This is a genomic window from Microbacterium sp. NPDC078814, from assembly GCF_040702645.1.
In the GTDB taxonomy this organism is placed as follows: Bacteria; Actinomycetota; Actinomycetes; order Actinomycetales; family Microbacteriaceae; genus Microbacterium.
This window is the reverse complement of the sequence record NZ_JBFBLT010000010.1, coordinates 1-24,655: the sequence shown is the minus strand read 5'-3', so window position 1 is coordinate 24,655 and position 24,655 is coordinate 1. Positions and strand designations below refer to the sequence as shown.

The following is a 24,655-nucleotide window of genomic DNA, read 5'->3' as shown; positions in this document are numbered from 1 at the left end:
GGCTGCGGGGCGCGAGGCAAGGAGTGAAGCTGATGGCCGACGAACCGCAGGATCAAGCCGAGGAGCAGCAGCGGCAGAAGAAGCCGCTGTGGGGGTTCATCGCTTCCGACCCGGAGCTGACGTTCACGAGCAAAGGCGATGCGCGGTTCTATGCCCGGATCGGTGAGCCGCAGTCCCGACGCGAGGAGGACGGCTCGTTCACCGAGCTCGAGCCCGACTTCGGTGATCTGGTGATGTACCGCAAGTCCGCCGAACGCGCGTACGAGAAGTTCCGCAAGGGCGACAACTTCATCGCCGTGGCCGAGAAGCGCGAGTACACCAACAGTGAGGGCCAGGAGCGCGAGCAGTACGTCGCGTCCCGGATCGGGCACGACAACAACACCACGAACTACACCGTCGATCGTCGCCGCCCCGACCGCGACAGCCCGCAGCACGACACCCCCGCCCGGGAGATGCAGCAGGCGCTCGCCGAACGCGAAGCGCAGCTCGACCCCGACACGCCCCAGGCCGCCACGACCCCGGCCGTGCAGCGGGAAGCGGTCGCCCGCTGACCCGGGTGCGGCAGCCCGCCCCGCGACTCGGCCGGCTGCCGCACCCGCCCCTCATTGCAGCGCCACGCGCTGCCCTTCTTTCTCGTTCACGCGTTTGGAGTACCTCTGATGAATACCGACCCCACCCCGCCTGCCGGGGGCGACGCCCCGCCTGCTGGGGGCGACGCCCCGGCTGATGGTGCCGACGAGGGGCTGCCGCCGGATGTCGCGGCGACAGCCCGAGAGGTCGCGAGGCAGGCGTACGCGAACGACATCGCGAAGACTCTCGGCGCTGTCCCCAGGCCGATCAACTGGCGCACGCTGCCGCCCGGCGATGTCGAGCATGAGCTCCTCGAGCTGAACGCCTGGGTCGACTGGCTCCGCCACACCTACGGGCTGCCCGCCCAGGTCGTGCCGCCGATGTGGCACCGGCACCCCGAACTCCTGTGGGAGCTGTCGGCGCTCAGGCAGCACTGGCTGTTCTGCTTCGACCCGCAGGCCAAAGGCAACCAGGCCCTCGCCTGGCACCACGACTTCGCGATCGCGCGCGAGCGCCTCCGCGACTGGGTCACGATCTCCGGCACCCGCCTCGACCGCGACCGCGCCACCCGCATCACCGAGTGGCCCGGCGGTGAAGCCGAAGACTGGGAGGCTCCCGACACGACCGAGCGCACGGTCACGAACCGCACCGAGGACTTCCTCGCGTTCGTGGAAGAGCAAGTACTTGCACGTCGGGCGGAGCAGAACGCCACGATCCGAGAGATCACGAACCTCGAGTGGCGGGAGCAGCCATGAGCGACGAGCCAGCCCTGACCTCGCCGCTCCTCGATAGTCACGAGGTGGCCGTGCTCCTCAAGGTATCGGAGTCAACGCTGTCGCGGTGGCGGGCAGATGAGAAGGGGCCGCCGTTCCTCAAGTTGGGAGGCATCACCCGGTATCGGCTCGACGCAGTCGAAGCCTGGTTGGAGTCGCTGAGCCATGAGCGGCCCTGATAACGGCCTGCCGCCCATTCCACCGATCGGGGTGAAGGTCGCCACCGACCTGGAGTACCGACGATCAGGCATCCGCGCTCGGGCGAGATGGACAGACCCCGAGACGAAGAAGCGGATGGTTCGTGCACTCGTCGTTCCGGACGAAGAAGCGGCCGAGGAGTTCTTCCGAGGCTTGCAGGCCTCGGCAGAGACCGGAATCGACCGGCGTATCTCGCTGTCGGAGTACGTCACCTTTATCGGCGACCGTTGGATGCGGGGCTTGGATCCCACCTCCACCGTGGACGGATACAAAGTCGGCCTTCGCTTGCGCGTCCTGCCGTCCCTGGGCCATCTCCCGATCTCGCAGATTACGGCAGGCATGATCGATCGCACGATCGATGACTGGGAAACGCGCTGCTCCGCGTCGACGATCAAGAACACAATCGCACCGCTCGTGCGCGTGCTCGATGAAGCAGTCCGCGACGATGTCATCCAGAGCAACCCCGCCCGCCAGCGTTCGCGTCGCAGCCTAGGCAAGACCGCCCTCACCGTCGTCGAGAACGACACGTCACCGCGAGTACATGCCCTCAAAGATCTTGCGACGCTCACTACCTTGGCGAATGCCTGCGGCAAGGTTCACCAAAGCTACTCAGACTTCGTCATGCTCTGCGCTCTCCTTGCTTCCCGAGGATCCGAAGTTGCAGGGCTACAGGTCGGCGACGTGGACTGGGATCAGCGGATCGTGACGATCCGGCGCCAGACTTTCCCCGGCTCCGGTGGGCTGGTCACGAAGCAGACCAAAGGGCGCGAGATTCGACACGTCCCGATCCTGCAGCCCCTCGAGCCTGTCCTCCGACGTCTTACCGCTGGTCGCGCGCCGGATGAGCGACTCCTCACCGGGCCGCGCGGAGGCGTCCTCACGACCGCTACCGTTCGCGACGCCACGAAGTGGGATGCGGTGGTCACGGAACTCGGTTTGCCGAACCTCACTCGGCACGGCCTGCGGCACACCGGAGCAACCTGGCTCGCCGATGCGGGCATCCCTCTGCATGTGCTGCAGGGGATCCTCGGGCACAAGTCTTTGGAAACCACGCGAGGGTATCTGCACCCCGACACCCGGCACCTGGCGGACGCCGCCGCACAGGCCAACGCCTTCCTCAGCAGCCAAGGTTCCACGGGTGTTCAACATCCGGTGCGGGACTCCCGTGCGCCCTCGATCAGCTGAAGAAGGGGACGGGATCATGCCCTCTGGTCCCGGTTTGGTCCCGGCTCGTCGTAGACGGCGTTCTCGGGCCGGCCGCTGGACGACCGTCACGGAGCGAGCAGAGGTCTACATAAACCCCTCCAGCGAGACGACGAAGCCCTGGTGAGATTTACCATCTCACCAGGGCTTTTCTGTCGGGATGACAGGATTTGAACCTGCGACCCCCTGACCCCCAGTCAGGTGCGCTACCAAGCTGCGCCACATCCCGTTGTTCACTTTTCAGACCGAAACAGCCCACTAACCCACTTGACCCCCAGTCAAGTGCGCTACCAAGCTGCGCCACAGCCCGTTGTTCTGCACTCTCGCGCAGGCAACTCCCCTATCTTAGCCGCACCAGAGGCCCTCTCGCGAACCGAGCCGTTGCGGGGTGTCGGAAGCTGCTTGTACCGTCGCCTGCATGTCGACGATCACGACCGCGCTGGCGACGACCGCCCGCTGGGATGACGTGCAGCACGCGCTCACCGGCGGGGGCGATGGGGCGAGCTGCCAGTGCATCTGGCCGGTGCTGCCGAACAAGGACTGGAATCAGACCACCACGCCTCAGCGCACCGATATGTTCCGCGCCGAGATCGACGAGGGTCCCCCTCCGGGACTGGTCGCGTACGTCGACGGCGAGGCCGCGGGCTGGATCCGTATCGGACCGCGCACCCGGCAAGCCCGGATCCCCCGCACCCGCATGATCGCCGCCTCGAGCACCGAGCCGTTCGACGACGAGTCCGTGTGGGCCGTCACCTGCTTCGTCGTCCGCAGGGAGCATCGGGGAACCGGGCTCAACACCGAACTGCTCGACGCCGCGATCGCCTTCGCGCGGGAGTCGGGTGCCCGTCTCATCGAGGGGTATCCCGTCGACACCCGCGGCGAGAAGCAGCGCGCGAACGATCTGTACCACGGCACGATCAGGACGTTCCTCCGCGCGGGTTTCACGGAGAAGGCGGTGATGAAGCCGGGGCGCGTGCTGGTCGCCCTGGAAATCGCACCGAACGGGAGCGATAGCGTGAAGGCATGAGCGCCGCGAACTCCTCCCTCGACGATCCCGACCTCGGACCGCTCCACCGGGCGACCTCCGAGCTCGACGACGGCTCCGTCCTCACCCACGACTGGTTCGTCGGCAGCGTCGAGGTCGACGGCAGCACCTACGAGCTGATGGTCGAGGGCGCGTCGCCAGACGAGGTCGCGCCGCTGCTCCCCCGGCTGCGCACGGTCATCGCCGGCCTCCCGGGCCTCCGCCGCGTCGCCTCGGATGCCGTGGTGACAACGTTCAGCACCGGAGACCCAGACCCCAGCGACCTGGACGAGGCGGCGGACGACCTGGACCTCGAGACCATCGAGGCCTCCGGCGACGGCACCGTCGTCCTCCACTTCACAGACTCCTGCGGCGAGCACTTCCCGGAGGGCTACTGGCCCGCCGTGCACCTCGATGCCGAGGGTGCCGTCGCGACGGTCACCGTCGAGTCCTGACGCGGGCCGGTCCGATCGACCGCCTTCGGGACGACATGCCCCTCCGGTCATACGATGGAGGGATGCAGCGCCGCACCCTCCCGCCCGCGATCGTGTGGGCGTTCGTCCCCTACGCCGTACTCTCCGCCTTGCACGTCGCGCTTCTCGCACTGGACCACGATCTCGCGGCTCCGACGAAGCTGCTGCTGATGCCACTGCTCGCGGTACCGGTCCTGGTGGCGGCGCGGCGAATCCACCCACCCGTGACGGTGGCCCTGCTCCTCGTCGCCGTGCTCTTCTCCTGGCTGGGCGACGGCGCGGGCGCGCTGTTCCCCGCGGCACCCGAGCTTCCGCTCATGCTCGCCTTCTTCGGCCTCGCGCACATCGCCTACATCGTCCTCTTCGCCCGCCACCTCGCGCGCCGTCGCCTGCCGTGGTGGACCGCGATCTACGCCGTCTGGTGGCTCGCGATGATCCTCGTCCTCGGCCCGCACACGGGCCCGCTCCTCGTCGGCGTCGCGCTGTATGGCCTGCTCCTCGCGGGCACCGCGGCGTTCGCTGCGCGATGCCATCCGCTCGTCGCGACGGGCGGGGCGTTCTTCCTGGCAAGCGACACGATCCTCGCTTTCCGACTCTTCCTGCCCGACGCGCTCCCGGCCTGGAGCAGCCCCGCCGTGATGCTCACCTATACGCTCGGCCAGGGCCTGATCGTCGCCGGCGCCCTCGTCTCCCTGCAGCGGAGGGCCGCCTGATGGTCGACAGCGCGCGGGTGGACAGCTGGCTCTGGGCGGTGCGCGTCTACAAGACCCGGTCAGCGGCGACCACCGCATGCCGTGCGGGGCATGTGCGCGTCAACGGCGACAAGGCGAAGGCTGCACAGGCGGTTCGCGTGGGCGACGAGCTCCGCATCCGCATCGCGGGTTTTGACCGGATCCTGATCGTGCGCCAGATCCTCGTCAAGCGCGTCGGCGCGCCGCTCGCCGCCCTCGCCTACGAGGACCGGACGCCGGAACGCGAGCCGCAGGCAGCCCTCGGCGTCCGGGACCGGGGCGCCGGACGACCGACGAAGCGGGAGCGTCGGGACATCGATCGCCTCCGCGGACGAGGCGATATACAACACGTCTGAACCCTTCCGCGATTCGAACATACGTTCTAAAATCGAGGTATGACGAACCAGCCGACCGATCCCCTCAGCCTGGAGGAGCGGCGGCGCGTGCGAGACGCCTGGGCTGAGACTCGTCGACGCATCGCGGCGCTGGAGGCAGAGGCTGCCGAGCTGCTGGTGGCGCAGATCGCTTTCCATGACGAAGACGTGGCCGCGGCCCCGCACCACCGCGATGCCATCCACCGCTCGATGGTCGCCGAGTACGCCACGGCGGCGCGTCTTTCCACCGGCACCATGGAGTTCGCGTTCGCTGATGCTCTCGCCCTGAGCACGGCACTCCCCCGCGTGCGAGAGGCCTTCCACACGGGGGCTCTGAGCTCCGCACACGTCCGGGAGGTCGCACGAGCGAGCGCCGTGGTGGCCGAGGCCATCCGCAACCGTGTCGTCGCGCCAGAGACGATGGCACTGTTCGAGACGGCGGTGCTCGTCGTCGCCGAAGCCGAGACCGCGGCGCGCACGCGGGGGCATGCCCGCCGCGTCGCCTCCGCGCTCGTCGGCGAGACGATCACGGAGCGACACCGCCGCGCCGCAGACGAGCGCTGCGTCACGGTGCGATCGGTCGACGACGGCCTCGCGGTCCTGACGGCCATACTCCCGGAATGGGCGGCGGTGGCGATCGCCGACCGGTTGAGCCAGCTCACCCGCACGGTGATCCAGGCCCGCGATGCGGGTCCCGCGCGTGATGCGGGGACTGCGCGTGATGCGGAAACTGCGCGCGATGCGGCATCGGGGTCGGATGAAGCGACGCCGCGTCTGGCACCTGCGCACCACGAAGTGCTGACCGCCGACCGCTTCGCGACGGATCGCCCGTGCGGCGAGACTCGGTCGGACACAAAGATCTCCAGCGTCGACGGCGACACCTTCGCCCTCGATCCCGAGGCGGAATCGCTCCCCGCAGACACCCGCACCTGGAGCCAGGTGCAGGCCGACCTTCTGACCGATCTGCTCCTCACCGCCGATCCGAGCGCCGTCGAGGGCGACGGTCTCATCGGGGTGCGCGGCCGCCTGCAGGTGACCGTGGCGGCGACGACCCTCGCAGGGCTCGACAACCGTCCAGCCGAACTGGACGGACACGGCGCTCTGCACCCGGACATCGCGCGAGCTCTGGCCGGTCGCGACGGGGGCTGGACGCGGTTGTTCCTCGATCCGCACGGGCAGGTCATCGAAACGGACGCCTACAGCCCGACCGAGAACATGCGCCGGTTGCTCCGGGCTCGCGATCAGCACTGCCGGTTCCCCGGATGCCGCCAGCCGGTACACCGCTGCGACATCGACCACACCTGGGATCACGCGAAAGGCGGCCCGACCCGCGTCGACAACCTCGCGCATCTCTGCCGCGGGCATCACGTGCTGAAACACCCCGATATCCCGGAGGCTCACCGCTGGACGGTACGGCAGCACCCCGGCGGGGTCCTGGAATGGCGAAGTCCCCTCGGCGCGGTCCACACCGATCACGGCCCGCGTCGGGTCGCCTTCGTCTGAAACGCGCCGCCATCACGACGACGGGTCCTTCGAGCGCAGTGGCGCAGGCCACGTCGATCCGCGCCAGGCCAGACCACGTCGTGCCGCGCCACGTCAGACCACGCCGTACCGCGCGAAGTCAGACCACGCCACCGTACGAGTACCGGGATCCGCGGAGCGTGGCGCCCGCGTCTCGCTCTAGGCGTCGAGAAGACGAAGGAGCCAGCCGCTCGAGCGCACCTGTGCCCCGGCGGCCTCGACGCGGGACTGCAGCTCGCGGTCACTGGTCACCGCGAGAACCGGCGACGCGCTCGCGACCCGGCGTTCGACCTCGGCCACGATCGCGTCGTCACCGGCGCCCTCCGCACGCACGACGTCCAGGGCCGAGCCCGCGACTCCCGCTTCTGCGGCCGCCGCATCTGCCGGCGATCCCCCCGCAGCGGCCTGCGCGATGTCCCGCGCACGACCTTCCACGACGAGCGAGACCTCCGGGAACCAGGCGTCCCCCGCGAGCCGGAGGTCGTCCGCGGGCACCGACAGCCCGGTCAGACGATCGCGCAGTCGTGCCGCAGCTCCGGCGCGATCCTTCCACCAGCCGTCCGGCACCGAGCCCACGACATTGGCGGCGTCGACCACGACCGCCGGGTGCGCCGAGAGCTGAGCCCGCAGCATCGGCCACGCCGCACCGAAGCCGGGGTGCAGGGGCAGTCCGTCCACGTCCTCGACGGGCACCCACGACAGCGCGACGCTCTCGGGGTCGCTGATCACGGGATCGAACGGCGTCCGCACATCGGCGACGACGGTGGTGTAGGACCAGATGCCGAGGTCGAGCACGCTCGTGAAGCGCGGCCGCACCGCGCCATCCGGCACTCCCGCCTCCTCCTGCGCCTCCCGCACGGCGCCCACGATGGCCGCCTCGCCCTCGTGCAGCGCGCCGCCGGGCAGGCCCCAGGTGCCGCCGAAGTGACTCCACGCCACGCGATGCTGCAGCAGGATGCCGCGCTCCGGGTCGACGGCGAGGAGACCGGCGGCACCGAAGCGCCCCCAGTACCGCTCACCGGTGTCCGCGACCACCCAGGCATCGCCCGGATCGCGAGGCCCCTCGGGGCGACGCGGTTCACCGGCGGCGGGAGGTACGACAGTCACCCCCTCAGCTTTTCACAGCATCGGGGCTCCGGCGCCACCGCCGCGACATGCGCGGCAACGAGTCAGCGCTGGCGACGCTCCCGCACACGCATGTTGATGACGATCGGCGTGCCCTCGAAGGGGTAGAGCTCGCGCAGGCGGCGCTGGATGAACCGGCGGTAGCCCGGGTCGAGGAAACCGGTCGTGAACAGCACGAACGTCGGCGGACGGGTCGAGGCCTGCGTCCCGAAGAGGATGCGCGGCTGCTTCCCGCCGCGCACCGGGTGCGGGTGCTCGGCGACGAGTTCGGCGAGGAACGCGTTGAACTTGCCGGTCGGGATGCGGCGGTCCCAGTTCTCCAGCGCCATCTCGAGCGCAGGGACGAGCTTGTCGAGGTGACGACCCGTCTTCGCCGAGATGTTGACCCGCGGGGCCCAGGCCACGTGGGCGAGGTCCTGCTCGATCTCGCGCTCCAGGTAGCGGCGGCGGTCGGCGTTCTCCAGGTCGTCGTCGTTGAGGCGATCCCACTTGTTGAACGCCAGGACGAGCGCGCGACCGGACTCGAGCACGAGGTCGATGATCCGCACGTCCTGCTCGCTGATCGACTCCGACACGTCGAGGACGACGATGGCGACCTCGGCCTTCTCCAGCGCGGCCGACGTGCGCAGCGACGCATAGAAGTCGGCGCCCTGCGCCATGTGCACGCGGCGACGGATACCGGCCGTGTCGACGAGGCGCCACATCTTGCCGCCGAGTTCGACGACCTCGTCCACGGGGTCGCGGGTCGTGCCGGCGAGGTCGTTGACGACAACGCGCTCCTCCCCCGCGGCCTTGTTCAGCAGCGAGGACTTGCCGACGTTCGGGCGTCCGAGGATCGCGACGCGGCGCGGACCGCCGATCTCCTGCTTCGCCACCGCGGAGATCTCCGGCAGCTTCGTCAGCACGGCGTCGAGGAGGTCGGCGACACCACGACCGTGGATCGCGGAGACCGGGTGCGGCTCGCCGAGACCCAGGTTCCACAGGGCGGCCGCCTCCGGCTCCTGACGCGCGTCGTCGATCTTGTTGGCGACGAGGAAGACCGGCTTGCCGCTCTTGCGCAGCAGCTTCACGACGTGCTCGTCCGTCGAGGTGGCGCCCACCATGGCGTCCACGACGAACAGCACGACATCGGAGAGGTCGATCGCGACCTCGGCCTGAGCCGCGACCGAACGGTCGATGCCGCGGGCGTCGGGCTCCCAGCCGCCGGTATCGACGACCGTGAAGCGGCGGTCGTTCCACTCGGCCTTGTACGTGACGCGGTCGCGGGTGACGCCGGGGGTGTCCTCCACGACCGCCTCGCGACGGCCGAGGATCCGGTTCACGAGCGCGGACTTGCCCACGTTCGGCCGCCCGACGATCGCCACCACGGGGAGCGCAGGCAGGAACTCGATACCGTCCTCGCCCAGCGCCACGCCGGCGAGGAGCGCGGCGTCCTCGTCGTCGAGCTCGTAGTCGGCGAGCCCGGCACGCAGGGTCTCCGCGCGCTGCTCCGCCAGCTGGTCATCGATCTGCTCGAGCTTCTCGGCGAGCTGGTCGGGACCGCCTTCGTATTCGTCGTCAGCCACGGTCTGCTCCTCGGAGTCGTTCGATCACCGAGAGGACGGCGTCGATGGTCTGGGGGAAATCGAGTGCGGTCGAGTCGACGACCTCCACGCCCTCCGCGGCGTTGAGGAAGTCGACGACGGCACTGTCGGAGGCGTCGCGCTTGTGCAGGGCGTCCGCCACGGCGGCGGCGTTCTCGCCGGCGAGCTCGCCCGCGCGACGTGCGGCCCGCACCTCCGGTGCCGCGGTCAGCAGGATGCGCACGGGGGCATCCGGTGCCACGACGGTCGTGATGTCGCGTCCTTCGACGACGACGGCCGGGTACGGCGCCTCGGCGACCAGCGCTCGGAAGAGCTCGTTGACCTGGGCGCGCACCTCCGGCACGCGGGCCACGCCGCTCACGGCACCGGAGACACGCGGTTCGCGGATCGCGTCCGTCACGTCGACGTCGCCGACGCGTACCGTGCGGTCGTCGGGGTCGAGCCCGAGACGGACGGGGAAGTCGGCGGCCGCGGCGCGCACCGCCTCAGCGTCGTCGGTGTCTGCGCCGCGATCGAGCACATGCCAGGCGAGTGCCCGGTAGGCCGACCCGGTGTCGAGGTAGCCGAAGCCCTCGCGACGCGCGATCGCCTTGGAGACGCTCGACTTCCCGGACCCGGCGGGCCCGTCGATCGCGATGAACTTCGTGGCGGAGATGGTGGAGGTGTCAGTCATTGGTGTTCCCTGCGATGCGCCAGCCGCGTTCCTGGAGCCCGGTGATCGCGCCGTGCAGCGCCGCGGGGTCGACACTGATCTCGGCGAGGCCGAACTGCGCGCCCGGAGAGTGCTCCAGTCGCAGATCCTCGACGTTGACGCCGAGCTCGCCGAGCTCGCCGAACAGGCGACCCAGCTGACCGGCGGTGTCGTCGACCATGACGACCAGTGTCTCGAAGCGTCGGTTCTGCCCGTGCTTGCCGGGCAGGCGCTCGACGCCGTCGTTGCCCTGGCGGATGGTCTCCGCGAGCACGCGTCGGGCGCCCGGGGCCCCGGGAGCGCGCAGCGCGTCGGCGACCTCGCTCAGGTCGGTCGCGAGCGCGTCGAGGATCTCGACGACGGGACCGGCGTTGGCCCCGAGGATCTGCACCCACAGTTCCGGAGCGGACGCGGCGATGCGCGTGGTGTCCCGCACGCCCTGCCCGGCCAGGCGGAGGGCGCCCTCCTCGGCCCCGGCCAGACGACCGGCGAGGAGGCTCGCGACGACCTGCGGCACATGCGAGGTGAGGGCGACGGAGCGGTCGTGCTCCTCGGGGGTCATCTCCAGCGGCATCGCGCCGACGTCGAGGGCCAGTGCCTCGACCAGCGCGAGGTCGCGCGCGGTGGTGTCCTCGTCGCGGCACACGACCCACGGCCGACCGATGAAGAGATCGGCCCTGGCCGAGATCGCCCCGCCGCGCTCGCGACCGGCGAGCGGGTGGGAGCCGATGTATCGGGTGAGGTTCACGCCGCGCTCCCGGAGCGTGCGGAACGGCTCGAGCTTCACGCTCGCGACATCGGTCACGACGGCGTCGGGGTACCGCTCGAGCTCGGCCTGGATCACGTCGGCGGTCACGTCCGGCGGCACGGCCACGACGACGAGCACCGGGGCGTCGTCATCCTGCGGAAGGCGTCCGGCGCCGTAGTCGACGGCGAGGCGCAGCTGCGCAGGGGACGCGTCGGTGAGGACGACGTCGATGCCCTTCGCACGGAGGGCGTGGCCGACGCTGGCACCGAGCAGCCCGGCGCCGACGATGCGCACGGTGCCGGACAGACGCGGCGCCACGGCCCCGGTCTTCCGCGCCGCGGGCGCACTCGTCGTCTGGGTCATTCGCTCTCCTGCTCGCCTGGCGCCTCGGCGACACCGGATTCCCGGCGCGCGAGAGTCAGCAGCGCGCCGAGTTCGATTTTACTCAGTTCCCGCGTCCGGCCCGCCGGGAGGGTTCCCAGGTGCAACGGACCGAACTGCCGCCGCACGAGTTCCGTGACCGGATGGCCGACCGCGGCCATCATCCGGCGCACGATCCGGTTGCGGCCGGAGTGCAGCGTGAGTTCCACGAGGCTCGAGCCGCGCGACGTGTCCAGCAGCCGGGCCTTGTCCGCGGCGATGGGGCCGTCCTCCAGCTCGATGCCCTTCGTGAGCTTCGAGATGGTCTGCGCCGTCACGCTGCCCTCGACCTTCGCGATGTAGACCTTGGTGACACCGAAGGAGGGATGCGCGAGCACGTGCGCGAGCTCGCCGTCGTTGGTGAGCAGCAGCAGTCCGCTGGTCTCGGCGTCCAGACGCCCGACGTTGTACAGCCGCTCCTCGTAGTCCTTCGTGAAGCGTCGGAGATCGGGGCGTCCGCTCTCGTCGCGCATGCTGCTGACCACACCCGTCGGCTTGTTCAGCATCACGTAGCGCATGGACACGTCGAGCTGCACCGCGGTGCCGTCCACGTCCACGAGGTCCCGCTCCGGATCGATGCGGCGGCCGAGCTCGGTGACCACCTGGCCGTTCACGCGGATGCGTCCCTCGACGATGTACTGCTCGACGACCCGACGGGAGGCGACGCCGGCCGCGGCGAGCACCTTCTGCAGTCGCACGCCCTCGGGGGCGCTGGAATCGTGGGCGTCGGTGGTCATCGGACCGTCCCTTCGTCGAAGCCGTCGGCGCCGTCGTCGAGGAGCGGCGAGATCGGCGGAAGCTCATCCAGAGAGTTGATGCCGAGATGCTGGAGGAGCGCATCGGTGGTGCCGTAGTTGATCGCGCCGGTCTCGGAGTCGGCGAACAGTTCGGTGATCAGCCCCCGCGCGAGGAGGGTGCGGACCACGGAGTCGACGTTGACCGCGCGGATCGAGGCCACCTGACTCCGGGTCACCGGCTGCTTATACGCGATCACCGCGAGCGTCTCCAGCGCCGCCTGGGAGAGCCGGGCCGGCGCCTGACCGCCGACGAACTCCGCCACGACCGGATCGAGGTCCTCGCGGACGTAGAGCCGCCATCCACCGCCGACCTCCCGCAGCTCGAAGCCGCGCCGCGGACCCGCGCCTCGACCGTCGTAGTCCTCGACCAGCGACTCGACCGTCTGCCGGACGGCGGGCACCGGCGCGCCGACCGCGGCGGCGAGGGCCACCAGGCCGATCGGCTCGTCGACGATGAAGAGGATCGCCTCCACACGCTCGCTGAGCGGGAGCTCGGCACCCGTCACGGCGTCGGGCTCCTCGGGGAGCTCGGTCTCTGCCGCGGTCACGTCATCGGTCATAGTCGGCCCCCAGGGTCGCGAGTGTCTCGTCCGACCAGGAGTCGGCGGCCCAGCGGAGGGTGAGCTCCCCGAGCGGTTCCAGTTGTTCGAAGGAGAGCGCCGCGTGGCGGTACAGCTCCAGCACCGAGATGAAGCGGGCCACGACGATACCCGGCTCCGAGACGCCCGCGACCAGCTCGCGGAAGCTCAGCGACTCGGTGCCGCGCAGCAGCGTGACGACGATCGCGGCCTGCTCGCGGATGCTGACCAGGGGCGCATGCAGGTGGTCGAGTCCGACGTGCGGGATCTCCTTCGGCGCGAAGGCCAGCAGCGCCAGCGCCGCGAAGTCGTCGGGCGTGAGCGACCAGACGAGCTCGGGCGTCTGCTTCCGGTGCTTCTCCTCCAGCGGTACCGCACGCACATGACGGCGGTCCTCCCGCTGCAGGCACCGCGAGAACCATGCGGAGACCTCTTTGAACGCGCGGTACTGCAGGAGACGGGCGAAGAGCAGGTCGCGCGCTTCGAGCAGGGCGACGGCCTCGGCGTCGACGAGCTCGCCCTGCGGCAGCAGGCCCGCCACCTTCATGTCGAGCAGGGTCGCGGCGACGACGAGGAACTCCGACGCCTGGTCGAGCTCCTCCTCGTCCTCCAGGTCGGCGAGGTACGCGATGAACTCGTTGGTGACGGCGCTCAGCGACACCTCGGTGATGTCCATCTCGTGCTTCGAGATGAGGTTCAGCAGGAGGTCGAAGGGGCCGTCGAAGTTCGACAGCGAGACGCGGAACCCAGCGGCGTCGTCGGCGGAGGACGGCTCCGCGGTGTCGATCGCCTCGGCGGGTGCCGGGACCTCAGCGGTACCGAGCTCGTCAGGCGACGGCGCCACGGGCGACCAGCTCCCTGGCCAGCCGCAGGTATGCCTGTGCGGCCGCGTGCTCCGGAGCGAACTCGGTGATCGGGACCCCCGAGACCGACGCGTCCGGGAACTTCACGGTGCGGCCGATCACGGTCTCCAGCACGTCGTCGCCGAACGCCTCCACGACGCGCTCCAGCACCTCGCGCGAGTGCAGCGTGCGCGGGTCGTACATCGTCGCCAGCAGCCCGTCCATCTCGATGGAGGGGTTCAGCCGGTCGCGGACCTTGTCGATGGTCTCGATGAGGAGCGCGACACCGCGGAGCGCGAAGAACTCGCACTCGAGCGGGATGATGACGCCGTGCGCCGCCGTCAGCGCGTTCACGGTCAGCAGACCGAGCGACGGCTGGCAGTCGATGAGGATGACGTCGTACTCCCCCGCCACCTGGCGCAGCACGCGGGCGAGGATCGTCTCGCGGGCGACCTCGTTGACGAGGTGCACCTCCGCGGCGGAGAGGTCGATGTTCGCGGGGAGGACGTCGAGACCGGGCACGTTCGAGTGCACGATCGCGTCGTGCGCATCGCGCTTCGTGTCGAGCAGGAGGTCGTAGACCGTCGGGACGTCGTGCGTCTGGATGCCGAGACCGGCGGACAGCGCGCCCTGCGGGTCGAAGTCCACGGCGAGCACCTTGCGGCCGTACTCCGCGAGCGCGGCGGCGAGGTTGATGGAGGTCGTCGTCTTGCCGACGCCGCCCTTCTGGTTGCAGAGCGCGATGATGCGGGCCGGGCCGTGCGACTTCAGAGGCGCCGGGATCGGGAAGCCCTGGTACGGACGGCCGGTGGGTCCCATGGGGGTGTCGTCGGCCTTCTGCGCCTTCGCCCTGGACTTCGCCACTTTCTCAGCCACCGGTTCTCCTGCTCCTTCGTGCTTGCTCGATTGTAGCCGCCCAGCGTTCCCCAGCCGGCTCGGCGCGCGGCGGTCCCGGTACCGGCCTGCGCGGTCAGCGCGCCCGGGGATGAGAGGTCGCGTAGATGTCACGGAGAGCATCCACCGACACATGCGTGTAGATCTGCGTCGTCGCGACCGAGGAGTGCCCTAGCAGCTCCTGCACCACCCGCACGTCGGCGCCGCCCTGCAGGAGGTGCGTCGCGAACGAATGGCGCAGCGTGTGCGGGGAGATCTCGGTCGTGAGCTGTGCGCGCTCCGCGGCGGAACGGATCACCAGCCAAGCGCTCTGTCGCGAGAGCGGGGCACCGCGCGCGCCGAGGAAGAGCCGAGCCGATGCGCGGCCCTTCGCGGCGAGCTCCGGGCGGACCCGGGTGAGGTAGGCGTCGACGGCGGCACGGGCGTACGACCCCACCGGGACGATGCGCTCCTTCGAGCCCTTGCCCCGCAGGCGCAGCACCTCGCCGTGCGCCATGTCGTCGACGTCGAGCCCGACCGCCTCCGACACCCGGGCGCCCGTGGCGTAGAGGAGCTCCAGGAGCGCCCGGTCGCGGATGCCGAGCGGCTCCTCGGCCGACGGCGCGGCGAGCAGCCGCTCCACCTGGTCGATCGTGAGCGCTTTCGGCAGCCGGCGCGGGGTCTTCGGCGGGCGGAGCCGTCCGGTCGGATCGTCCGCCTCGATGCCCTCACGGGCGAGGAACCGGTGCCAGCCGCGCACCGAGGACTGCAGGCGCGCCAGACTCGTCGCGGCCGGCAGCGGCTCCGCCGAGGCGCGGTCGGCGATGAAGCGGTCGACGACGGCGGGCGTGATGTCCGCCGTGTCGTCGATCCCCTCCGCCGTGAGCCAGTCCCGGTAGCCCTCGAGGTCCCGCCGGTAGGCGCCGACCGTGTGCGCGCTCAGGCCGCGCTCGATCGTGACGTGACGCAGATACGCGTCGAGGGCGCGATCGAGCTGCATGCTCAGCTCCGGTCGCGCAGCCTCTGCGCGGTCGCCAGCACGCCGAGCGCGAGGATGCCGTTGCGCAGGCGTCCCGCCAGGACTCCGGCGACCGCCGCCTCGAGGGGAAGCCAGGCGAGGCGGATGTCCGCCTCCTCGTCTTCGCGGGCGTGCGCGGCCGCGGCGGCGGTGAGCCCCGTCGCGAGGAACACCTGGATGAGCTCGTCGTTGCCTCCCGGCGTCGTCCACGACGAGACCAGGGGCTCCCAGTGCGCGGCGACGAGGTCGGCCTCCTCCGCGAGCTCGCGACGGGCGGCCGCCAAGGGCTCCTCCCCCGCGATGTCGAGGAGGCCGGCCGGCAGCTCCCAGTCGCGGTGGCGGATCGGGTGACGGTACTGCTGGATGAGCAGCACCCGTCCCTCGTCGTCCAGCGCGAGGATCGCGACGGCGCCGGGGTGGGCGACGTACTGTCGCACGATCTCGCCCTCGCCGTAGTGGACCCGGTCGGAGCGCACGTCCCAGACGCGCCCCTCGTAGACGAGGTCGCTGCTCACGACCTCCGGCTCGAAGGGCTCGTCGCGCAGCGGCTCCGCGACGGCCGGCGCCTCCGACTCACTCATCGACGGGCACGTCGAACAGCTCGCTCGCGCGGTGGCGGGCGATGGCCGCGCCGACGAGCCCGCGGAACAGCGGGTGCGGGTCGGTCGGACGCGAGCGCAGCTCCGGGTGCGCCTGGGTGGCGATGTAGTACGGGTGCACGTCACGCGGCAGCTCGACGTACTCGACGAGGTCGAGTTCCGGGTTGAGGCCCGAGAACACCAGGCCGGCCTCGGACAGGCGATCGCGGTACGCGTTGTTCACCTCGTAGCGGTGGCGGTGACGCTCGGACACCTCGGCGGCGCCGTAGACCTCGCGCGCCAGCGAGCCCTCCGCGAGAGCCGCCTGGTAGAGGCCGAGGCGCATGGTGCCGCCCAGGTCGCCGCCGTCGAGGATCTCGATCTGCTCGGCCATGGTCGCGATGACGGGCTCCGCGGTGTCCGGGTCGAACTCGCTGGACGAGGCTCCGGCGATCCCGGCCACGTCGCGGGCGTACTCGATGACCATGCACTGCAGACCCAGGCAGAGGCCGAGGGTCGGGATGCCCTGCTCGCGGGCGAACTTCAGCGCACCCAGCTTGCCCTCGATGCCGCGGATGCCGAAGCCTCCGGGGACGCAGATGCCGTCCAGCTCGGCCAGCTGCTCCTGCGCGCCCTCGGGGGTCTCGCAGAGGTCGGACGGGATCCAGCGGATGTTGACCTTGGTCTCCTGCGCGAAGCCGCCCGCCTTGAGGGCCTCCGTCACGGAGAGGTAGGCGTCCGGAAGGTCGATGTACTTGCCGACGAGACCGATCGTGACCTCGTGCTTCGGGTTGTGCACCGCGTGCAGAACCTTGTTCCAGCGCGTCCAGTCGACGTCGTCCGCCTTCTGGTCGAGCCCGAGGCGGCGCACGATGTAGGAGTCGAGGCCCTGCTCGTTGAGGGTCGACGGGATGTCGTAGATGCTCGGCAGGTCGACGGTGTTGATGACGCCTTCGACGTCGACGTCGCACATCAGGGCGATCTTGTTGCGGTTGCTCGCGCTCACCGGGCGATCGCTGCGGAGCACGAGGGCGTCGGGCTGGATGCCGACCTGGCGGAGCGCGGCAACCGAGTGCTGGGTCGGCTTGGTCTTCTGCTCGCCGGACGCTCCCATGAACGGCACGAGCGAGACGTGCACGAAGAACACGCTGTCGCGGCCGAGCTCGTGACGCAGCTGGCGGGCCGACTCGAGGAACGGCTGCGACTCGATGTCGCCGACGGTGCCGCCGACCTCGGTGATGATCACGTCGGGACGCGGGTCCTCGGTGGCCTGCAGCCGCATGCGGCGCTTGATCTCGTCGGTGATGTGCGGGATGACCTGCACGGTGTCGCCGAGGTACTCGCCGCGACGCTCACGGGCGATCACCTGCGAGTAGATCTGACCGGTCGTGACGTTGGCCGCCTCGGACAGGTTGATGTCGAGGAAGCGCTCGTAGTGCCCGATGTCGAGGTCGGTCTCCGCACCGTCGTCGGTGACGAACACCTCGCCGTGCTGGAACGGGTTCATGGTGCCCGGATCGACGTTCAGATACGGGTCGAGCTTCTGCATGACCACGCGGAGTCCGCGAGCGGTCAGGAGGTTGCCCAGGCTGGCCGCGGTGAGCCCCTTGCCCAAAGACGAAACGACACCACCAGTCACGAAGATGTGCTTGGTCGTGTCGTTCTTGGGCCCCGCAGAAGAAGAGTTCATCACGGGCTTCTATCCTAACAGTTCATTCAGACGCCGAGGCTGAGAAGCTCGCGGGCGTGGGTGAGTGCGGCATCGGAATCCGCGAGTCCGGAGAGCAGACGGGCCATCTCGGCCTCGCGCTCCTCCCCGTCGAGCCGCCGCACGCTGGACGCGGTGACGGCGCCGTCGTGCGATTTCACGACGGTGAGATGGTTGTTCGCGAAGGCGGCGACCTGCGCGAGATGGGTGACGGCGATCACCTGAGACTTTTCGGCGAGTCGGGCGAGTCGCCGACCCACCTCGATCGCCGCCGCGCCGCCGATGCCCGCGTCGACCTCGTCGAACACGAAGGTGGGCACGGGATCGGTCGCCGCGATGACGACCTCGATCGCGAGCATCACCCGCGACAGCTCGCCGCCGGAGGCGCCCTTGGCGACCGAGCGGGGTTCGGCGCCGGGATGCGGGGCGAGCAGGATGGCGACGTCGTCGCGGCCGTGGGTGCTCTCGGCCCCCGGGGCCACAGAGACCTCCAGGCGCGCGTCCGGCATCGCCAGCGCGTGCAGCTCGGCGGTCACGGCCTCGCCGAGTCGGCCGGCCGCCTCGCTCCGGGCCGCGGTGAGAGCGTCGGCCCGGGCGTCGAGCTCTGTCCTGGCCGCGTCGCGCTCGGCGGTGAGGCGTTCCAGGCGCTCTCCGTCGTCGTCGAGTTCGGCCAGTCGCGCGGATCCGGTCTGCCACAGCGCCAGGGCCTCCGCCAGCGAGCCGTGCTGACGGATGAGGACGCCGAGCGCGGCCCGGCGCTCCTCGACGGCGGCCAGCTCGTGCGGACCGGACTCATCGAGGTCGGCGAGGAAGCCGGAGAGCACACCGGCGGCGTCGGCAATGCGGTAGCCGATGTCGGCCAGGGTCTCCGCGACCTCCGCGAGCTTCGGGTCGGACACGCGCTCGATCGCTCGGCGCGCTTCCGCGACCAGCGCCGAGGCATCGGGCTCGCCCTCCTCGTTCGAGAGGGCTCCGTGGGCCAGGGCGGCGGCGACGCGGAGTTCCTCCGCGTTCGCGAGGCGCTCGGCACGAGCCGTCAGCTCCTCGTCCTCGCCCTCCTCGGGGGCGGTCGCCTCGATCAGGGCGAGGTCCTCCCGCAGCCGGGCGGCCTCCTCGGCACGCCGGTCACGGTTCGCGGTGATGTCGATGATCTGGGCGTCGAGCGTTCGCCAGCGCTCGAACGCGGCCTGGTACTCCTCCAGCGCCCGGGCGATCGGTTCGCCGCCGAAGCGGTCGAGGGCGTCGCGCTGCGCGGCGGCCGAGCGCAGTCGCAGCTGCTCGGACTGTCCGTGCACGACGATGAGCTCGTCGGCGAGGGAGGACAGCACACCTGCCGGCGCGGCCCGCCCGCCGACGCTCGCGCGGCTGCGGCCCTCGGCGCTGAGGGTGCGCGAGACATAGAGCTCAGCGGTGCCGGCACCGGCCGGCTCCAGCTCTCCCCCGGCCTCGGCCACGATGTCGGCGACCTCGCCCTTCTCGGGCACGATCCACACCCCGGCCACCGAGGCCTGCGCGGCTCCCTTGCGCACGGCGCCCGAGTCGGCGCGCTGGCCGAGGAGCAGCCCGAGCCCGGTGACGACCATGGTCTTCCCCGCGCCCGTCTCTCCGGTGATGGCCGTGAAGCCGGGCCCGAGCGGCAGGACGGCGTCGGCGATCACGCCGAGCCCCTGCATGCGCATCTCCTCGATCATGCGTCGCTCCTCCGCTCCTGTCCGCGCCATCCTTCGACGGGCAGCTGGAACTTCCGCACGAGACGGTTCGTGAACGCCGTGGGGTGCAGACGCGCGAGGCGGACCGGGCGCGACGAGCGGCGCACCACGACGCGGGCTCCCGGCGGAAGGTCGTGGGAACGACGGCCGTCGCACCAGAGGATGCCGGAGCCATCCGTCCGCTCCAGCATCTCGATGGCCACGGCCGCCTCGGGGCTCACCACGAGCGGCTTCGCGAAGAGCGCGTGCGCCGACAGCGGGACCACCGCGATGGCCTCGACCGTCGGCCAGATCACCGGGCCGCCGGCGGAGAAGTTGTAGGCGGTCGAGCCGGTCGGCGTGGAGATGACCATGCCGTCGCAGCCGAAGCTCGACAGCGGCCGCCCGTCGATCTCGAGCACCACCTCGATCATGCGCTCGCGGCTCGCCTTCTCGACGGTCGCCTCGTTCAGGGCCCAGGTCTCGAAGACGACGTCGCCCGAGGCGTCCTTCACGCGCACCGACAGTGCCAGGCGCTCCTCGACCTCGTAGTCGCGGGCGATGACGCGGCGCATCGCGTCGTCCATGTCGTCCCGGTCGATCTCCGCGAGGAAGCCGACGTGACCCATGTTGATGCCGAGCACCGGAGCGCCGCTGTCACGGACGAGCTCTGCCGCGCGGAGGATCGTGCCATCGCCCCCGAGGACGATCGCGAGCTCGAGCGTCGCCGGTCCGGAGGCGTCCAGCACCTCGACGTCCGCGAAGAACGCATCGACTGCGGCGAGCTCGGCATGGTCGTCGGCTGCCAGGACGGGACGGACCCCCGCACCGCGGAGGGCGTCGATCACCCGACGGGCGGCCGCGACGGTGTCGACGCGACCCGCGTGGGCGACGACCAGGATCCTGCGCTCGTTCATCGTCCCCCTGCCAGCCGGTTGATGGTGTCCATCCATTCTGTCGGATTGCTGCCGCCGCCCGGCACGAGGTGCACGAGATACTCCGCATTGCCGTGTGTCCCGAGGATCGGGGAGGAGACGATCCCCGCCATCCCCATCCCGGCATCCCACGCGCTCCACACCACGCGGGCGACGGCATCGGCCCGGGTGGCGGGGTCGGTGACGAGGCCGCCGCGCACCGCGGTCCTCCCGACCTCGAACTGCGGCTTGACCAGCAGCAGCACGTCGGCGCCCGGCGCGGCCACGGCGACCACCGCGGGCAGCACGAGCTCGAGCGAGATGAAGGAGAGGTCGCCCACCACCAGGTCGGGCGACGTGGACTCCCCCGTCGCTGCGGTGAGGCTGTCACGCGTCATGTGCCGCACGTTGAAGCCCTCGACGGCGATGACGCCGGGGTCGGCGGCGACCGCGGGGGCGAGCTGACCGTGGCCGACATCCACGGCGAGGACACGGCGCGCGCCGCGTTCCCGCAGCACCTGCGTGAAACCGCCGGTCGAGGCCCCCATGTCGAGCGCGAGGCGTCCCTGCACCGGGATGCCGAAGCCGTCGAGCCCGGCGACGAGCTTGTGCGCCGCGCGGCTGACGTAGTGGTCGGCGCCGGCGACCGTGATGGTGTTGTCGTCGCTGACCGCGGTCGAGGCCTTCACGACCGGACGGCCGTCGACGCTCACGAGGCCGTCGGCGATGAGGGTGGCGGCATGCGTGCGCGAACGGGCGAGTCCTCGGGCGGCGAGGGCGGCGTCGAGTCGCGTCATCGTGGTCCCGGGGTCTCCCGCAGGTCGTGCCGGGATCCGCTCTCGAGTCGTCGCGAGAGGTCGTCGTGCAGGGCCGAGTACGCGTCCGCGCGTGCGGCGAGCGGCTGCCCTTCGATCAGGCGCAGACGACTCCACAGGCCGTCCGTCGGCGCGCTGGTCGTCATCTCATCGCTCACGCTTCCACTGTACGCGGCACCGCCGACGGGCGGCGGCGCCACGCGTGGCTCAGGGGCGGTGGAACGGGTCCGCGTACAGCCGTTCCGGAACCCGGAGGACGAACACCGGCGTCCCGGACGCCCAGATCGCGGCGGCGCCCGCACGGAGCAGGTCGAGCTGGTCGCCGGACTCGGCGACGATCTCGACGTCTGCGCCCCGGACGCGGACGGCGGCGCCGTTCACGTCGAACACGCCGTCGGTCACGGTGGGCTCGGGGTACGGCTCGTGCAGACCGCGCAGGTCGCCGAGGATATAGGTCGGGCGCGATCCTTCGGGCGCGGCGAGGACGTGCTTGGGACGGTCGATACCGGTCAGCACCAGGGCGGACTCGATGCCCGCACGGCTGGCACCCATGATGTCGGTGTCGAGGCGGTCACCGATGAAGAGCGCTTTCGCCGCGCCGAAACGGGCGAGCGCCTCCTCGAAGATCGGGGTCTCCGGCTTGCCCGCCACCGTCGCCAGGCGACCGATCGCGGTGTGCACGGCGGACACGAGAGTGCCGTTCCCCGGGGCGACGCCCCGCTCGCGCGGGATCGTCCAGTCGGTGTTCGTGGCGATCCACGGGATGCCGCCCTCGTCCTCGGGGACCTTGAGGGCGAACGCCGCCTCGGCGAGGTCGGTCCAGGCGACCTCGGGCGCGAAGCCCTGGACCACGGCCTGCGGCGCGTCCTCGGCGCTGCGCGTGACCGTGTACCCGGCCTTCTGCACCTCGTCGACGAGGCCGTCGCCGCCCACCACGAGGATCGTCGCCGGCGCCGGCACGATCCCGGACAGCAGACGCATCGCCGCCTGCGGGCTCGTGACGACGTCCTGCGGAGCCACGTCGAGCCCGAGACTCGTGAGGTGCGCGGCCACCGAGGCGTCGGTGCGCGAGGCGTTGTTCGTGATGTAGCCGAGGCGCACCGCGTGCGCCGCCGCGTTCAGGCTCTCCACCGCATGCGGCAGAGCGCCGGGACCGGCATAGACCACGCCGTCGAGGTCGGCGAGGACGGTGTCCACGCCTTCGAGCGGCGTGCGACCCGCCGAGCGCTTCCGCGCCTTCGCAGTGAAGAGCCCCACTACGCCTCCGGCTTCTCGGACGCGGAGGGCGAGTCGTCCTCCGCCTCGTCGTCATCCGTCTCGTCGTCCTCGCCGAGCAGCTCGCGCACCTCGTCCTCGATGGACGGCTCCGCGGGCTCAGGGGCCTCGGTCGTGTCGGGAGCTTCGGTCGCGTCGTCGGCTTCGGTCGCGTCGTCGGCTTCGGTCGCGTCGTCGGCTTCGGTCGCGTCGTCGGCTTCGGTCGCGTCCTCGTCCTCGACAGAAGCGACGTCAGCGTCGGAGAACTCGTCGTCAGAGAACCCGTCCTCGATGAGGCCGTCCTCCACGTAGAGCTCCTCATCGCCGGCCTCGTCGACACCGAGAGCCTCGGCGGCGACCTCGGCACGGCGCGCCCAGAACTCGGCTTCGTCCGTACGCCCGAGGTCCTCCAGGACGGCGGCGCGCGCGGCGAACAGCGCGGGGCTCCACTCGAATGCGCGGTCCGGGTCCAGCTCCGGGATCTCGAGCTCTCCGAGCGCCAGCTCGAGGTCTCCCTGGTCGAGCCGGGCACCCGACATCGCGATAGCCAGGGCGACTCGCACGGGCGTGGTCAGAGCTGATCGGTCCACCGCCCGACCGGTCTCGAGGGCGCGGTCGGGGCGCCCGATACCGCGCTCGCTGTCGACCATGAGGGCGATCTGGTCATCCTTACCGGAGATCCGGCGGTAGGTACGCAGCTCGCGCAGCGCCAAGGCGAAGTCGCCGGTCGCATAGGCGGTGATGCCGAGGGTCTCGCGGACGATCGCGATCCGGCCGGCACGACGCGACGCCGCCAGCGCATGCTCGTGCGCCAGAGCGGGGTCCTCGTCGATCAGCCGGGAGGCCATCGCCAGGTGACGAGCGACGAACTCGGCGTTCTCTTTGCTCAGCGTCTTCAGCTCGTTGCGCGCGGACGGGTGCAGGTCGCGCGCGGTGACCTCGTCCGGGACGCGGGGCTCGTCGAAGCGCGGACGCTCGTTCGCCGCGTTGGCCGGACGCTCCCGCCCAGCCCCGCCGCGCTGCGGGAAGGGCCGCGACCGGTCACTCCCCCGCTCACGCTCGAACCCGCCCTCGCGACGCGGAGCGGAGTCACGGTTGTAGCCGCCCTCGCGACGAGGACCGGAGTCACGGTTGTAGCCGCCTTCGCGACGCGGAGCGCTGTCCCGGTTGTAGCCGCTCTCGCGACGGGGCGCACCACCGTCGCGGTTGTAACCACCCTCGCGACGAGGCGCACCACCGTCACGGTTGTAACCACCCTCACGACGAGGCGCACCACCGTCACGGTTATAGCCACCCTCACGACGGGGCGCACCATCGCGGTTGTAACCACCCTCGCGACGCGGAGCGCTGTCACGGTTGTTGTAGCCACCCTCACGACGCGGAGCACCATCGCGGTTGTAACCACCCTCACGACGCGGAGCACCGTCACGGTTGTTGTAGCCACCCTCACGACGGGGCGCACCATCGCGGTTGTAACCACCCTCGCGACGCGGAGCGCTGTCACGGTTGTTGTAGCCACCCTCACGACGCGGAGCACCATCGCGGTTGTAACCACCCTCACGACGCGGAGCACCGTCACGGTTGTTGTAGCCACCCTCACGACGCGGAGCACCGTCACGGTTGTTGTAGCCACCCTCACGACGCGGAGCACCGTCACGGTTGTTGTAACCGCCCTCACGACGCGGAGCACCATCACGGTTGTAGCCGCCTTCACGGCGGGGGGCAGCACCGTCACGGTTGTTGTAGCCGCCCTCGCGACGAGGCGCACCACCATTACGGTCGTAGCCGCCCTCGCGACGCGGAGCGCTGTCGCGGTTGTAACCACCCTCGCGACGCGGGGCACCGCTGTCACGGTTGTAGCTGCCCTCACGACGCGGGCCGCGGTCGCCGGAGCGAGATGCGCCGTCGCGGTAGACGGGGCGACCTCCGGAAGGACGATCGTTGCGCTGGTTCCTGTCGTCGTTGCGACGTGGACGGCGCTCTTCCTCTTCCGGCATGGTGCTCCCTGTTCTCTTCGTGCTGTAAACGCAAAATGGCCACCCAACGATGGGTGGCCATTTCGACTAAAAGGAGTCCGGCGGTGTCCTACTCTCCCACAGGGTCCCCCCTGCAGTACCATCGGCGCTGTGAGGCTTAGCTTCCGGGTTCGGAATGTG

General features: G+C 70.6%; 26 protein-coding genes, 1 tRNA gene and 1 rRNA gene. 9 read left to right on the top strand and 19 right to left on the bottom strand.

What is annotated here, in order from left to right; genetic code table 11:
• The first annotated feature begins 32 nt into the window (after positions 1-32).
• From AB0300_RS16290 to AB0300_RS16275, 4 genes are all read left to right on the top strand, one after another.
• The gene (locus AB0300_RS16290; RefSeq protein WP_082406264.1) at positions 33-551 is read left to right on the top strand and encodes a single-stranded DNA-binding protein; all 519 of its coding nucleotides are present in this window, start codon (positions 33-35) and stop codon (positions 549-551) included.
• Positions 552-659: 108 nt separating this feature from the next.
• Positions 660-1,325, top strand: a complete 666-nt coding sequence (locus tag AB0300_RS16285; protein ID WP_082406265.1) for a hypothetical protein — start codon at positions 660-662, stop codon at positions 1,323-1,325.
• Positions 1,322-1,522 (top strand): helix-turn-helix domain-containing protein, encoded by a 201-nt coding sequence (locus AB0300_RS16280; protein WP_054683737.1) that lies wholly within the window; start codon positions 1,322-1,324, stop codon positions 1,520-1,522. The genes AB0300_RS16285 and AB0300_RS16280 overlap by 4 nt, the downstream gene beginning before the upstream one ends.
• Complete coding sequence (locus AB0300_RS16275) at positions 1,509-2,726, top strand: site-specific integrase (protein WP_200113635.1); 1,218 nt, start codon at positions 1,509-1,511, stop codon at positions 2,724-2,726. Before AB0300_RS16280 ends, AB0300_RS16275 begins: the two co-directional genes overlap by 14 nt.
• Before the next feature lie 173 nt (positions 2,727-2,899).
• On the opposite strand, the gene AB0300_RS16270 is transcribed toward AB0300_RS16275, so the two are convergent.
• Positions 2,900-2,973: transfer RNA gene (locus tag AB0300_RS16270), tRNA-Pro, on the bottom strand.
• A 189-nt stretch (positions 2,974-3,162) separates the two neighbouring features.
• Here AB0300_RS16270 and AB0300_RS16265 point away from each other — a divergent pair.
• The 5 genes from AB0300_RS16265 (at position 3,163) to AB0300_RS16245 (ending at position 6,849) form a co-directional block, all read left to right on the top strand.
• On the top strand, positions 3,163-3,771 hold the full coding sequence (locus AB0300_RS16265) for a GNAT family N-acetyltransferase (protein WP_025105133.1): 609 nt from the start codon (positions 3,163-3,165) through the stop codon (positions 3,769-3,771).
• The gene (locus tag AB0300_RS16260) at positions 3,768-4,223 is read left to right on the top strand and encodes a hypothetical protein (protein WP_085606532.1); all 456 of its coding nucleotides are present in this window, start codon (positions 3,768-3,770) and stop codon (positions 4,221-4,223) included. The genes AB0300_RS16265 and AB0300_RS16260 overlap by 4 nt, the downstream gene beginning before the upstream one ends.
• A 62-nt stretch (positions 4,224-4,285) precedes the next feature.
• Complete coding sequence (locus AB0300_RS16255) at positions 4,286-4,954, top strand: lysoplasmalogenase family protein (RefSeq protein WP_085606534.1); 669 nt, start codon at positions 4,286-4,288, stop codon at positions 4,952-4,954.
• Complete coding sequence (locus AB0300_RS16250) at positions 4,954-5,328, top strand: RNA-binding S4 domain-containing protein (protein WP_366216441.1); 375 nt, start codon at positions 4,954-4,956, stop codon at positions 5,326-5,328. Before AB0300_RS16255 ends, AB0300_RS16250 begins: the two co-directional genes overlap by 1 nt.
• 39 nt (positions 5,329-5,367) lie before the next feature.
• The gene (locus tag AB0300_RS16245; RefSeq protein WP_217316414.1) at positions 5,368-6,849 is read left to right on the top strand and encodes an HNH endonuclease signature motif containing protein; all 1,482 of its coding nucleotides are present in this window, start codon (positions 5,368-5,370) and stop codon (positions 6,847-6,849) included.
• A gap of 177 nt (positions 6,850-7,026) precedes the next feature.
• Here AB0300_RS16245 and AB0300_RS16240 read toward each other — a convergent pair whose 3' ends face one another.
• The 18 genes from AB0300_RS16240 to rrf form a co-directional block, all read right to left on the bottom strand.
• Complete coding sequence (locus tag AB0300_RS16240; protein WP_366216440.1) at positions 7,027-7,974, bottom strand: NUDIX hydrolase; 948 nt, start codon at positions 7,972-7,974, stop codon at positions 7,027-7,029.
• A 62-nt stretch (positions 7,975-8,036) separates the two neighbouring features.
• On the bottom strand, positions 8,037-9,557 hold the full coding sequence (gene der, locus AB0300_RS16235; RefSeq protein ID WP_025105139.1) for a ribosome biogenesis GTPase Der: 1,521 nt from the start codon (positions 9,555-9,557) through the stop codon (positions 8,037-8,039).
• Positions 9,550-10,248 (bottom strand): (d)CMP kinase, encoded by a 699-nt coding sequence (gene cmk, locus AB0300_RS16230; RefSeq protein ID WP_025105140.1) that lies wholly within the window; start codon positions 10,246-10,248, stop codon positions 9,550-9,552. Before cmk ends, der begins: the two co-directional genes overlap by 8 nt.
• Positions 10,241-11,377, bottom strand: a complete 1,137-nt coding sequence (locus tag AB0300_RS16225; protein WP_366216439.1) for a prephenate dehydrogenase — start codon at positions 11,375-11,377, stop codon at positions 10,241-10,243. The genes cmk and AB0300_RS16225 overlap by 8 nt, the downstream gene beginning before the upstream one ends.
• On the bottom strand, positions 11,374-12,171 hold the full coding sequence (locus tag AB0300_RS16220; protein ID WP_366216438.1) for a pseudouridine synthase: 798 nt from the start codon (positions 12,169-12,171) through the stop codon (positions 11,374-11,376). Before AB0300_RS16220 ends, AB0300_RS16225 begins: the two co-directional genes overlap by 4 nt.
• Positions 12,168-12,791 carry an SMC-Scp complex subunit ScpB gene (scpB, locus tag AB0300_RS16215; RefSeq protein WP_366216437.1) on the bottom strand — a complete coding sequence of 208 codons (624 nt, stop codon included), beginning with the start codon at positions 12,789-12,791 and terminating at the stop codon, positions 12,168-12,170. The genes AB0300_RS16220 and scpB overlap by 4 nt, the downstream gene beginning before the upstream one ends.
• A complete protein-coding gene (locus AB0300_RS16210; RefSeq protein WP_025105144.1) occupies positions 12,781-13,653 on the bottom strand; it encodes a ScpA family protein in 873 nt (290 codons plus the stop codon). The genes scpB and AB0300_RS16210 overlap by 11 nt, the downstream gene beginning before the upstream one ends.
• Positions 13,637-14,470, bottom strand: coding sequence for a ParA family protein (locus AB0300_RS16205; RefSeq protein WP_164498181.1), 834 nt, complete (start codon positions 14,468-14,470; stop codon positions 13,637-13,639). Before AB0300_RS16205 ends, AB0300_RS16210 begins: the two co-directional genes overlap by 17 nt.
• A gap of 151 nt (positions 14,471-14,621) precedes the next feature.
• The gene (gene xerD, locus AB0300_RS16200; protein WP_366216436.1) at positions 14,622-15,524 is read right to left on the bottom strand and encodes a site-specific tyrosine recombinase XerD; all 903 of its coding nucleotides are present in this window, start codon (positions 15,522-15,524) and stop codon (positions 14,622-14,624) included.
• A gap of 2 nt (positions 15,525-15,526) precedes the next feature.
• Positions 15,527-16,123, bottom strand: coding sequence for an NUDIX hydrolase (locus AB0300_RS16195; RefSeq protein ID WP_366216435.1), 597 nt, complete (start codon positions 16,121-16,123; stop codon positions 15,527-15,529).
• Positions 16,116-17,810 carry a CTP synthase gene (locus AB0300_RS16190; protein ID WP_029989884.1) on the bottom strand — a complete coding sequence of 565 codons (1,695 nt, stop codon included), beginning with the start codon at positions 17,808-17,810 and terminating at the stop codon, positions 16,116-16,118. The genes AB0300_RS16195 and AB0300_RS16190 overlap by 8 nt, the downstream gene beginning before the upstream one ends.
• Positions 17,811-17,836: 26 nt before the next feature.
• Complete coding sequence (gene recN / locus AB0300_RS16185) at positions 17,837-19,519, bottom strand: DNA repair protein RecN (protein ID WP_085606550.1); 1,683 nt, start codon at positions 19,517-19,519, stop codon at positions 17,837-17,839.
• Positions 19,516-20,433: an NAD kinase gene (locus AB0300_RS16180; protein WP_025105150.1), complete on the bottom strand. Its 918-nt coding sequence runs from the start codon at positions 20,431-20,433 to the stop codon at positions 19,516-19,518. Before AB0300_RS16180 ends, recN begins: the two co-directional genes overlap by 4 nt.
• Positions 20,430-21,227: a TlyA family RNA methyltransferase gene (locus AB0300_RS16175; RefSeq protein ID WP_062633877.1), complete on the bottom strand. Its 798-nt coding sequence runs from the start codon at positions 21,225-21,227 to the stop codon at positions 20,430-20,432. The genes AB0300_RS16180 and AB0300_RS16175 overlap by 4 nt, the downstream gene beginning before the upstream one ends.
• Entirely contained in the window at positions 21,224-21,403 is a 180-nt protein-coding gene (locus tag AB0300_RS16170) for a hypothetical protein (protein ID WP_085606553.1), read from the bottom strand. The genes AB0300_RS16175 and AB0300_RS16170 overlap by 4 nt, the downstream gene beginning before the upstream one ends.
• Before the next feature lie 49 nt (positions 21,404-21,452).
• Positions 21,453-22,502, bottom strand: a complete 1,050-nt coding sequence (locus AB0300_RS16165) for an HAD-IIA family hydrolase (RefSeq protein ID WP_085606555.1) — start codon at positions 22,500-22,502, stop codon at positions 21,453-21,455.
• Positions 22,502-24,496: a primosomal protein gene (locus tag AB0300_RS16160; RefSeq protein WP_366216434.1), complete on the bottom strand. Its 1,995-nt coding sequence runs from the start codon at positions 24,494-24,496 to the stop codon at positions 22,502-22,504. Before AB0300_RS16160 ends, AB0300_RS16165 begins: the two co-directional genes overlap by 1 nt.
• 75 nt (positions 24,497-24,571) lie before the next feature.
• A 5S ribosomal RNA gene (gene rrf / locus AB0300_RS16155) occupies positions 24,572-24,655 on the bottom strand; the annotation flags it as partial.